We start from the raw sequence: 10893 nt of genomic DNA, 5'->3' as shown, positions 1-10893 counted from the left end.
CAGCAGCAGCCGCCCCGCTGGTGTGAGTTTGCCGCGTGCCCGGCCCATAAACGCCTCCCAGAGTGGGGCTTAGCTGCTCTGCCCCACAGGAACGCTGGAAGGCTCTCATGTGTCAACAACCTATCTGGGAACTACAACTAGTGCGCACCACGATGCCCGAGCTGGACGATTTGACCGTCACAGCCGTACCGTGAGCGGCTACAACCTCAGGTGGGGCGGCAAGCGTTAATTCCTTCCTCTTTTGCCAGCCAACGCGATAACTTGGACGCACGAACTCGAGAGTGTCCCGCTTTGGTCAAGCGATGACTTGAGAACTCGTTGAGCAACCTCTCGGTTGGCCGACGGGTTGGTGGATTAGCGCCCGGCCGCTTGAGGATCTCCTGGTATCGCCGAAGTCGTTTTCGAACGTACGCTATCCCTTCGGCCGAAAGTTGTCTTGCAAGACCGTCTGGAGTCTTTAGGAGAACCTCAAGATGGTTCTCCTCGAAGTGCTGCAACGCGTGATAAACGTTCTTATAGTTTGGATACGGGTACTTGCGCCACCCGAATCGTTCTGGCGCCATCTCGTAGCACCGCACAAAGATGTCTTCAACATCGACGAAACATCCGATTCCCCCTAGCTCGTATACTGCGAGCGCGATGAGATCCGGATTGTCGACTTTCGAACTCATTTAGTTCTGGCCCCCTATCTTCTTGGGCGACTTGCCCGTGTTGACTGCCTTGCGCCGACGCCTTAGTGGCCTTACCTCGGCGTGTCCAAAATCAGGAAGACCATACGTACCCCGCCCCGTCCGAACGAACCGTCCATTTGAGCGTTGCAGGCGAACGATCAGGGCATCTCCGGCGATGGGGCGTCGGCCTGCGCTCCTACAGCGAGCCGTGGCTGGACACGTCCGGCGCCTCGCCGGTCGGCGACCTCATGCTGAACATCCTAGCGAGCTTCGCCCAGTTCGAGCGCGGCTTGATCGCGGAGCGTGTCCGTGCAGGCATGGCGCGCGCCAAGCGGCAAGGCGTCCATGTCGGCCGGCCGCCGTCGCTCAACGGCGACCTCGAAGCGCTGCGCCCCGCGATTGCATCCGGCGCTCTCTCACGGAGAGCCGCAGCCAAACGGCTCGGGGTCAGCGTATCGACGGTCAGCCGGTCACTGTTGCGAAAGGGGGGTCCGCTCCCGCGGCCGTTGGGGGCACCGCGGCCGTCCTAGCGCAACGTCGCGCGTGTGGCGGGGTGCCGCCGGAGTGCCACCGCTCCACCTCCCGTCGAGAAAGGACTTCCTTTTGCGACGTTCAGCAGGCGACTCCAAGGATGCAACCGCCGCCTGGGGCGAACTCCTCATGCTGGCGCCGCTGCACGCCGATTTTATCGTCTGATCACCGAGCCGGCTCGCGTTGACAGCCTGTGCGTCCCACCCAGGAACGGACCCGCCAATGTGACGGACCGACAGGGCGGGTCCGCCGTGCTCACAACGACGGGGGTCGGTCTGGTCGCCACCGCCCCCCCTCGCCGTTTCTGGTTGATGCCGTAGATGGCAAAGGACTCACCGGCCGCTGGCGTCTTGCTACTGGGCCTTAGAACCGTCCTGCATTAATCCTAACCTACCGTGGGTGTTCTCCTCTACCTGCTCCAGCATCGCCAAGAACGCGTCGACGGCGTGAGGATCAAACTGACCTCCTGCTTCATCCCGAAGGTACTGACGAGCGCGCTTCTTGGACCAGGCGCGACGGTATGGACGGTTCGACGTGAGGGCATCCCACACGTCCACCACGGCGAAGATCCGGGCAGCAAGTGGGATGAACTCGCCCTTGAGTCCGCGAGGGTATCCCGTACCGTCCCATCTCTCGTGGTGACAATACGGGATGTCCAGAGCCGGGCGCAAGTATGGGATCGGCATCAGCAGGTCGTGCGCAAACACGGGGTGACGTTCCATCATGGTCCGCTCTTTGGGGGTCAGCGGCCCAGGCTTCAGGAGCACTGTATCGGATACGGCGAGCTTCCCAATATCGTGCAAGAGGGCTCCCCGTCTCACGTGGACAAGTTCTGTCTCCGCGATCCTCATTCGCTCGGCCAGTCGCACTGTCAACTCCGTGACCCGCTGTGTGTGACCCTCCGTTTCCTTGTCCCGGAGTTCGAGGGCGCGAGCCCAGCCTTCCAATGTCGCATCGTAGGCCAGTCTGAGATCGCTGTTGGAACGCTGCAGCGCCTCGAACTGTTGCGCATCGCTAATCGCGATCGCGCCCTGGCCGGCGAAGGCATCGAGGGAATCTTGCCACTCCTGGTCGGAGGTTACAGGGACCCTGTGGAACAACTCGAGGACGCCTTGCACCAATCCTTTCGCGACAAGAGGCGTGCCGATGTACGTAGTGAAGTGCTCGGCTGCCAGCAGAGGAGCCTTAGCCAGCTCACCGGGCGCCTCACCCAGGCCCGGGATAGTGACGGTGCGACGTTCGAGAACCGCCCGACCAGCGTAGCCTTCGCCCATGCGCAGGTGCGTGTGTTGCAGAGCAGCCGTGCGAAACCCGCGGCCCGCAGCATAGTCCAGTGTCTGAGTGTGAGGATTGAGCAACAGCACATCCGCAGCATCGACTCCGAGTTGTGCGGTGACCTTGTCGAGGAGGACATCGAGTGTAACCCGGAGATCCATACTGGCCGTAATCGCCATATCGATTTCACGGAGAGCCCCAAGACGCTCGAACTGGCGCTGCAGTTGTTCCTCAGCACGTTTGCGTTCACTGATATCGCGGGCAATGGTGGAGAGAAACTCGACGTCGCCGCTCGGCGCGGAGTGCGCGATAATGACCTGAGAGACCGGAATCTCCCTACCATCGCGGGTTGCAAGAACGGTTTCGCCACGCCACGAACCGTCTCGCAGAGCCGTGGGGATCGCTTCGTTTGCGAGGAACTGCCGCATTGGTTCATGAAAGGCGGCGTTTATCGTCAGAGACGACACATCCTCATAGTCGCCGATCCCCAGCAGGCGCCGCCCGGCCCGGTTCAAGTAGAGACGCCGCCCCGTTGGATCAGCAATACCCACGAGATCGGAGGTGGCCTCGATGATAGCGGCGAGCCTTGCCTGCGCCTTTTCCGCCTCCTTGCGCATGGTGATGTCCTGCTTGATGGCGATAAAGTGGGTGATTCGGCCAGTGGCGTCTGCGACCGGGGTGATGGTCTCCTCCTCAGTATAGAGGGTGCCATCTTTCCGACGATTGACGATTTCGTCGTGCCACACCTGCCCTGCCCGGATGGTCTTCCAGAGGCGCTCATAGAAGGCGCGGTCTTGCCTCCCCGATTTCAGCACCCTGGGATTCTGGCCCCGCACTTCCTCGAACGCATATCCCGTCATGCGGGTGAAGGCCGGATTGACCCACTCGATGGCGCCGGCCTGATCTGTAATCACGATGCCGTTTGCGGCAGCCTCCAGCGCCGCAACCAGCAACCACACCTGCTGTTCGGTGCGCTTGGGCTCGCCGCACTGAAGGGACGAGACTAATAGTTTGCTGCGATTGGGAGGTCTCTGCACGCAGATGGGCGCCCCCGGTTGTTAATCACTAGACGACGGACAAGTCACCGTATACAACTACTGGTAACTTGCCCACGACTTGTCTGGTCTAGACGGCGGAGGCGTAAGACTGTGTCGCCTCCTGCCAGCGGCTCTGGACAACCCGCGCATTTTGGAGGGTGTCGACCACACTCCGCTGCACAACTGGGGGTCTCGCAGCCCTTGCTTCATCGATGAGCTATGCGGGCTTCGGTAGTCCCAGCACCACGCCCTCTGCCGTCAGCAGGGGCCACTCTCTGTCCGCGAGGCGCATTCGACTGGCCACCTGCAACTCTCGCAAGAGCCGGTCGATTTCGTGCTCGTTCGTTTGGTCGAGCAACTTGGTACTTACCAAGAGGTGGAACGTTTTGCGCGGGACGCTGACCTTGAAGACCCAGGACCGCTGAGCCGACCATTCAAACTCTTCGATCACGCTCCGAGGGAACATGGCCGCAAGGTAGTCCTCCACTACGTGACACGCCGGGTGCAAAGCCATCGGTGATGTCCTATGCGGGGTCGCAACTGCTCATGAGTATAGTCGCTAGTGTCGCACCTTCGGCCGCTTGCTCGGCCATGATGCACACGAGCTCGTGGGGCAACTTGCGCGTCTTGCGCGCCAAGTGGCGATAGTGGTCCATAGCGCCGGAAGACAGCCCCAAAACACGCAGTAGATCAAGAGAGTCCTCAAATCGCTTGCGACGCGCCACGCCGATGGCGCTCACATCGCGCCTCTCGCTCGCGCCGCCGCTATGCGTCACTGCGACTGCTCCGGCGGTCGAATGACGTTGCCACGCTTGCATGATCGTCTCTCCCACTCTCCCAGAGGCGGTGTCGTCTATCTGAATACTACTAATCACCGTAACGCTTCAGTATCAGGCGGCGGCTTGATCGCGTTGCACCAAACTTACAACGAAGTTAAATGTCCAAGCGCGAGACCTTTGTCATCCCGATATCATCAAACGAGGTATCTTATTCTCATCGCACTGCCTACGCGTTCGACGCTTTGATTGAGCCTTTGGAGGTGGCACCACCGTGAGCGCCGAGCGTGCCCCCTGGAAAATCGTCGTGTTGGCGCTGACTGCCGTGGTTGGTCTGGGACTCGCGATCGACGGAGCCCACACACCGGCGCTGAACCAGACGCTCTCGGGGATCGAGCGCGCCGCCACGGCGGCCGGATCGGCCGGGACCCGTGCCACGGGCGGCTCTGTCGCGCCTGCCTCTCCCGACGACCGTGCCGGTGGCGGCCCGTCAGCCGTGTTACCGGGCCGTGGAGATGGCGCGGGCCCCGACGGAGAGGCGGGGGAGCGCGGAAGCGCCGAACGCGGCGAGACACCCACACCCCCATTGCAGACCACGTCAGCCGGGCCGGCGTCCGGGTCGCCGTCTCCGGCGGTCGGTCCGTTGCTGTCGCAGATGTGGTATGCGTCGCGCGCCTATCAGGTGTATCCTGCGATCCCGTCCGCGCAGACGGACCGCGCCCTGACCGGGTTTCGGCTCTCGTTCCGGGACGTGAGTCCGACGACTGAGGAAGTCGCGGTGACGAACCTCCAGGACAACACGTCCCAACCCGCCACGTTCGATCGTACCAGCCACCTCTACTTCATCGAAACGCGAATGGGGGACGATGGCGTTGATGGCGAGACAAACCTTTCCGACGACGGATTCGTCCTCACCGATCCCCAGGGGCATATCATTGGTCAGTAGCGCTGGACCCAATAAGTCGCGTATCATCGCGCGTATCGGGACTGCGCTGGTCCTCGGGTTCTTCGGGTATTGGGAACTTACAACTCCCGGCGAATGGACGGGTTACGTACCCCACTTCGTCGAGCCGTTCGTTTCGTCGGTGTCGCTCGTCTTGCTTCATGGGTGGATCCTGTTCATGCTCGCGACCGCGGCGCTCGTTGACTTTCTTCCATCGGTCATCTCATGGATTACGGTCGCGATGATGACAGAGGTCGTTGTTGGTCTGCTGCTGACGAGAGGAGACACCTCGGTTCTCATTCGCGACGTGGGTGTGCTTGCGCTGGCGCTCGTATGGACGCTTGAGTGCCAACCGTTGATCGTACGAAACGAAGGCCTTGAGAAAGAAGGCCCGCACCGGGTCGTCCCGAATCGGCTGTAGAGACGAGCACGGTTTCGAGAAACGGGGGGAGCCTATTGCCACTTCATTTTAACTGGCGGGTCGAGTTGCACCCGATTATGGTTCACTTTGGAGTTGCGCTACTATGTCTTGCGCTGTTGTTCGATATCGTTGGTGCTGTGTGGAGATCCGAATCCTTCCGTAGTGCCGGTTTGTATACCCTGGTCGCCGGAGCGGTTGGCACGGCGCTGTCGGTGCTGAGCGGCCTCGTCACCCCGGAGGCCCGGGAACGCGAAGGTGGCGATGTGGTGCAGGCACACCTGTCCGTGATCCAAGCGTTCATCAGTGGGCGGCGAGTGGAAGTCCACAAGCATTGGGGATACGTGCTGTTGGCCGTGGTCATATTGTGGCTGGCCGCGAGGATCGCCGTCCACCTGAATCAGTTGCGTCGCCCAGGGCTCGCGATGATCGCCGGGGTATTGACACTCATCGTTCTCTTCATCACGGGATACTATGGCGGAGAACTCGTGTATCGCGAACGCGGACGAGGCGGGGACGCTGGATTCACGGCCCCTGCACCGCAAGCGGTTCATCGAGGGGCACTCGACATGCGGTGACAAACCGCAGCGCGAACCACTAGTCTAACCAACTCACCGCAGCTTCCTTCTCTGGCACCTTCGCGCGACGCAGAAGGGTAAGCAGAGGTCGCTCGCCTCGCATCTCAATCCACCCCCTCCCGACAATCTGCTACTCTTACTTCGACGTCGTCCTGTGACGACACAACGAGGAGCGCGAAACGCATGCCACAGACCTCTCACGCCGAGCGTCATTTCACCGCCAGTGAGTCCGTTCGCGATGTGGTGATTGGCATGTCAGACGGGTTAACGGTACCGTTCGCGCTGGCGGCAGGCCTATCCGGCGCCATAGCGTCACCGGCTATTATTGTGACCGCTGGACTTGCGGAAGTTGCGGCGGGTTCCATCGCCATGGGCCTCGGTGGGTACCTCGCCGCGAAGAGCGATGCCGAGCACTTTGCGAGCGAACACGGGCGGGAAGTCCGCGAGATTGAGACCGTGCCTGATGTCGAGACCGAGGAAGTGCGCCACGTGTTTGCGGAGTACGGCCTGACGGCGGAGGAAAGCGCACCCGTCGTCGACGCGCTCAAAAGACGCCCCTCGGCATGGGTGGACTTTATGATGCGGTTCGAACTCGGCCTGGAGAAGCCGGACCCAAGGCGGGCGTTAGCCAGCGCCCTGACCATCGCGACGGCGTACGTGAGCGGCGGGCTGATCCCGCTCGTGCCGTACATGGTGAGCACACGCATCCACGAAGCGCTCGTGGCATCGGTATTCGTCACACTCGCCGCACTGGCGGTGTTCGGGTATGTGAAGGGACGCTTCACAGGCGCACACCCCTCGCGGAGCGCGGCGCAGACTGTGCTCGTCGGCGGATTGGCGGCCGCGGCAGCGTTTGGACTGGCTCGTCTCGTCTCGCCCAGTCACTAACACGGTGTGAACGGACTTGGTCAGAAACAGAACAGGCTCCGAGGTGCGCTTCGGAGCCCTTCAGACTCTACCGCGGCGGTCACATCACGACGATGAATCCTGCCATGTAGCCTTCTTTGCCTTGGCCCGCGTTGCCCTGGTCCATCGCCCAGTGCGACGGGCCATCGCACTGGAGGGCACAGTACCATCGGTATGTACCGGGCTTCGCGACGGTGATGGTCGCGGTCGTGGTGGCAGGTTGAACCTTGGATCCCACCTTCGTGCCACCCTTGATCGTGAGGTTGAGGTTCAGAGCAGGAGCCGTGATGGAGTGCTCCCCGTCGTCGTAGCTAATCACGGTCAACCGTGCCGGCGCGCCCGCTTTCACGACGAAACTCGACGGCACAAACGAATCATGCCCCTTGCCGTCGGGCCCCGGGAGCGCCCCCGGCAAGATGTACAGCGTAACCGCCTGCTCCTCGGCGCTTGCACGGCCCACAGGCCCCGCCAAGAGAGCCCCTCCGAGTCCTCCTGCGACTACGGCCAACACTTCTCGCCTGCTCACGAACTTTCCCACCGGCCACCTCCGCGTCGTACAGCACTCGAGATTCAGGACAAGCTACACGCAGTATGCCAGTGCGCCGAGGCATGCGCATCGGGCGCGGACCTGATTTGACGAGTTTCACGTGTCGTCGGCAACTGCAACGGGACGAACGCGAGCAGCACCGGTGCCGCCGGGCTCGTGGCCGGCCCTGTTGGGCGCATAACCGAGCAGCCGCAACCCATTCAGCACGACGATGACCGTGCTGCCTTCGTGGCCGACGACCCCAAACGCGAGCCGCAGGCCCGTAGCGAGCACGACGGTCACGAGGACGGCGACCACGCTGAACGCGAATACGAGATTTTGGGCGATCACGCGGCGCGCCCGGCGGCTGAGCGCGATGGCATAGGCAAGCCGGGCGAGATCGTCGCCCATCAGCACGATGTCGGCGGTCTCCATCGCCGCGTCGGTGCCGGCCGCGCCCATCGCGATCCCGACGGACACGGCGGCCAGGGCCGGCGCGTCGTTCACGCCGTCGCCGACCATAGCGACGGGACCCGCCTGCTCAAGTGCCTCGATGGCCCGGGCCTTGTGCTCCGGCAGCAGATCGCCGCGGGCGTCGTCGAGGCCGAGCTGCGCAGCCACCCCAGCTACCGCCTCCGCGTGGTCTCCGGACAGCACAACGAGACGCTTAATCCCAAGCGCCCTCAGCGCCGCCACCGCGGCGGCGGCCTGCGGTCGCACGGTGTCGGCGAGCGCGATGATGCCGCGGAGTTGCGTGTCGCCCACGAAAATCGGCGTCTTGCCCTCGCGGCGGAGGGTCGCGAGCAGGACTTGGGCGCAGCCCGGTATCGGCACTCCCTCGTCTGTCAAGAACCCTTCGCTACCCACTCGTACGAGCCGTTCCGCGACGGTGCCGCGCACCCCGCGGCCGGTGACGGCTTCGAACGCGTCCGGGACGGCCGGTGCGACGCCCCGATCGCGGCAGGCCGCGACCACTGCGTCGGCCAACGCGTGCTCCGAACGCTGCTCCAGCGCGGCGGCGGTCGATAGGAGCGATGCTTCGTCGCCTACCAACGGCACGACATCTGTCACGATCGGACGTCCCGTAGTGAGCGTGCCGGTCTTGTCAAACACCACGGTGTCGACGGCGGCGAGACGTTCGAGGTACGCGCCGCCCTTAAACAAAATGCCGTGGCGGGCGGCATTGGCGATGGCCGACAGCACGGTCGCTGGTGTCGAGATGACCACCGCGCACGGAGACGCGACCACGAGTAACGTGATGGCCCGATAGAACGCTGCGGCCGCTGGGACGGCGTGTCCCACAAGTACGAGGTAGGTTACCGCGGCGGACCCGATCACGCCGAGCGCGTAGATCTGGCCGAACCGGTCAATGAGTCGCTGCGCGGGCGGCTGCGCCGATTGAGCTTGCTCGACCAGGGCGATGATGCGGGCGAGCGTCGTATCTTCCGGGCCACGCGTCACGCGGACCTCCAGGCTTCCCCGCTGGTTGATCGTTCCCGCAAACACGTGAGACCCGGCGCTGACGTCCACCGGGATCGACTCGCCGGTGATCGGCGACTGGTCCACGCTCGAGGCTCCGCCAACGACGGTGCCGTCGGCGGCGAGGCGTTCCGCCGGCCGCACGACGACGATGTCTCCGATGCGGAGGGTGTCCGCTGGCATGAGTACCTCGCCGTCGGCCCGGCGGACGAGCGCCTCCGCCGGACGCAGCGCCATGAGACACCCTGTGTCAAGCCCCCAGTCATCAAGCCGGTTTGGGCGCGGGGATGGTGAGGCCTTGTGCGGTCGTATGGTGGCTGAGTTGGTAGGGGGTCGAGGATTGCCAACAGCGCCAGAGGACGCGGAGCCACGCTTTGGCCAGAATGCGGATGGCATGGGGATGATCGCATCCTCGCGCGAGTGCGCGCTGGTAGAGACCCGCCGCCCAGGGCGAGGCGTGACGGGAGTTATCCGCGAAGGTGGTGATCGCTCGTCGCAGGCGTTTATTGCACGCCCAGCGGAAGGTGACGGTGCGGTGCTTGCCGGAGGCCTGCGTGACCGGCGCGACACCGGCTTCGGCGGCAAGGTGCTCCGCGGAGGTGAACCGCTGGCGTTCCTGCCCGAGTTCGGCGAGGATCTGGGCGGCGTTGATGCAGCCGGCGCGGGGGAAGGACATGACCAGCGGGCCGTCCGGATGCGCGGGCAGCGCCTGCGCGATCGCGCTGGTCAATTTCTGGATTTGGGTGACCAGGGGGACGAGCACGGCGACCAGCGCGCGCACCACTTCGCCCAGCGCATCGGTGTCCGCGTCGCCCCTGGTGGTCGTGGGCGCGCGCCGCAGCCGATCGAGCAACGTCGGCGCGGACCGGCGGCCGCAATAGCTGTGGCGGCCGAGAAAGGCGGCGAGCCGCTTTTCGCCGAGGTGTTCGGCGCTTTGGGGGGTCGGATACCGCTCCAAGAACGCGAGGGCGATGGCGGAGTCGACGTCGGCGAAGATGTGGGCGGCCCCGGGCCAGAAGCTCTCCAGCACGGCGCGGAGCTGGTTGGCCAGGCCGACGCGCGTGGCGACCAAATCGTCGCGGGCGCGCACAAGGGCGCGGAGCGCCCGCGTCTCCTCGGACAGGGGCTGGAGGGGCCGGAAGCGGTGTCCGTCGGTCCGGAGCAGGTCGGCCAGGATGAAGGCATCGCCGGCGTCACTCTTGGCCCCACTCATACCGTAGCGCGGCCGCGAGGCCTTCAGCACGTTGGGGTGAATCGGGACCACGGGGAAGCCCCACTCCACCAACGCGTCGACGACCAGCCCCGAGGGCCGCTCAATCGCGACCGGCAAGTCCGCAGGGGCGGCAACCCGCTGCAGCCGACGCCGCAACGCGGCGAAGCCGTCCGCGGTGTGGGGCACGATCTCCTGCCACAGCACCTGGCCGTGCTCATCGATCACACACACGCTGTGGGCGGCACTCGCCCAATCACATCCGATGTAGTAGGACATCCCTGCCTCCTTGATCGAAGCTCTCCAGTGCTGAGAGGTCCTTACCGGTCGCTCACTAATTGGCGCTTGTGCCCTGTGCCGGGCCTGGCGCATCACCCTGTGGCCGGTTTGGACCTCTTTGCCCTTCCGAGGGAGCGGGTCTCATGCTGGCGGTCGAACCGCAAGCGAGCTAGGCCCTCCTCGGAACGGCACCAGAGGCACTCCCTTCATCCGCACATGACCGCGCTCTTTCCTCTTCTCTCCTGGAGGGTACACTAGTGAGCG

Annotated in this window: 10 protein-coding genes; 5 read left to right on the top strand and 5 right to left on the bottom strand. The window is 63.9% G+C overall.

The window, feature by feature from the left end:
* The first annotated feature begins 808 nt into the window (after positions 1–808).
* Positions 809–1201, top strand: a complete 393-nt coding sequence (locus VKZ50_06040) for a recombinase family protein (GenBank protein HLJ59272.1) — start codon at positions 809–811, stop codon at positions 1199–1201.
* 354 nt (positions 1202–1555) lie between these two features.
* On the opposite strand, the gene VKZ50_06035 is transcribed toward VKZ50_06040, so the two are convergent.
* Together VKZ50_06035 and VKZ50_06030 are read right to left on the bottom strand one after the other, a co-directional pair.
* A complete protein-coding gene (locus tag VKZ50_06035; protein HLJ59271.1) occupies positions 1556–3430 on the bottom strand; it encodes an HD domain-containing phosphohydrolase in 1875 nt (624 codons plus the stop codon).
* Positions 3431–3731: 301 nt separating this feature from the next.
* Positions 3732–4028, bottom strand: a complete 297-nt coding sequence (locus tag VKZ50_06030; protein ID HLJ59270.1) for a hypothetical protein — start codon at positions 4026–4028, stop codon at positions 3732–3734.
* A gap of 536 nt (positions 4029–4564) precedes the next feature.
* On the opposite strand from VKZ50_06030, the gene VKZ50_06025 reads away from it, so the two are divergent.
* From VKZ50_06025 to VKZ50_06010, 4 genes are all read left to right on the top strand, one after another.
* Positions 4565–5236, top strand: coding sequence for a hypothetical protein (locus VKZ50_06025; GenBank protein ID HLJ59269.1), 672 nt, complete (start codon positions 4565–4567; stop codon positions 5234–5236).
* Complete coding sequence (locus tag VKZ50_06020) at positions 5226–5654, top strand: hypothetical protein (protein ID HLJ59268.1); 429 nt, start codon at positions 5226–5228, stop codon at positions 5652–5654. The genes VKZ50_06025 and VKZ50_06020 overlap by 11 nt, the downstream gene beginning before the upstream one ends.
* Before the next feature lie 77 nt (positions 5655–5731).
* Positions 5732–6229 carry a DUF2231 domain-containing protein gene (locus VKZ50_06015; protein HLJ59267.1) on the top strand — a complete coding sequence of 166 codons (498 nt, stop codon included), beginning with the start codon at positions 5732–5734 and terminating at the stop codon, positions 6227–6229.
* Positions 6230–6412: 183 nt separating this feature from the next.
* A complete protein-coding gene (locus VKZ50_06010; GenBank protein HLJ59266.1) occupies positions 6413–7117 on the top strand; it encodes a VIT1/CCC1 transporter family protein in 705 nt (234 codons plus the stop codon).
* A gap of 79 nt (positions 7118–7196) precedes the next feature.
* Here the strand turns inward: VKZ50_06010 and VKZ50_06005 are convergent, their stop codons facing one another.
* The 3 genes from VKZ50_06005 to VKZ50_05995 all read right to left on the bottom strand — a co-directional run bounded on the left by VKZ50_06005 (position 7197) and on the right by VKZ50_05995 (position 10629).
* Positions 7197–7607, bottom strand: a complete 411-nt coding sequence (locus VKZ50_06005; protein ID HLJ59265.1) for a hypothetical protein — start codon at positions 7605–7607, stop codon at positions 7197–7199.
* A gap of 171 nt (positions 7608–7778) precedes the next feature.
* Entirely contained in the window at positions 7779–9377 is a 1599-nt protein-coding gene (locus tag VKZ50_06000) for a cation-translocating P-type ATPase (GenBank protein ID HLJ59264.1), read from the bottom strand.
* A gap of 28 nt (positions 9378–9405) precedes the next feature.
* Entirely contained in the window at positions 9406–10629 is a 1224-nt protein-coding gene (locus VKZ50_05995) for an IS110 family transposase (protein HLJ59263.1), read from the bottom strand.
* Positions 10630–10893 lie beyond the last annotated feature (264 nt).

The sequence above is a fragment of the bacterium genome (assembly GCA_035295165.1).
Classification (GTDB): Bacteria; Sysuimicrobiota; Sysuimicrobiia; order Sysuimicrobiales; family Segetimicrobiaceae; genus JAJPIA01.
This window is presented reverse-complemented; position numbering and strand designations above follow the sequence as displayed.

Coding starts and splice junctions, on each gene's coding strand:
- VKZ50_06030 (HLJ59270.1), bottom strand. CDS start 4,028: ATGGCTTTGCACCCGGCGTGTCACGTAGTGGAGGACTACCTTGCGGCC.
- VKZ50_06015 (HLJ59267.1), top strand. CDS start 5,732: ATGGTTCACTTTGGAGTTGCGCTACTATGTCTTGCGCTGTTGTTCGAT.
- VKZ50_06010 (HLJ59266.1), top strand. CDS start 6,413: ATGCCACAGACCTCTCACGCCGAGCGTCATTTCACCGCCAGTGAGTCC.
- VKZ50_06000 (HLJ59264.1), bottom strand. CDS start 9,377: ATGGCGCTGCGTCCGGCGGAGGCGCTCGTCCGCCGGGCCGACGGCGAG.
- VKZ50_05995 (HLJ59263.1), bottom strand. CDS start 10,629: ATGTCCTACTACATCGGATGTGATTGGGCGAGTGCCGCCCACAGCGTG.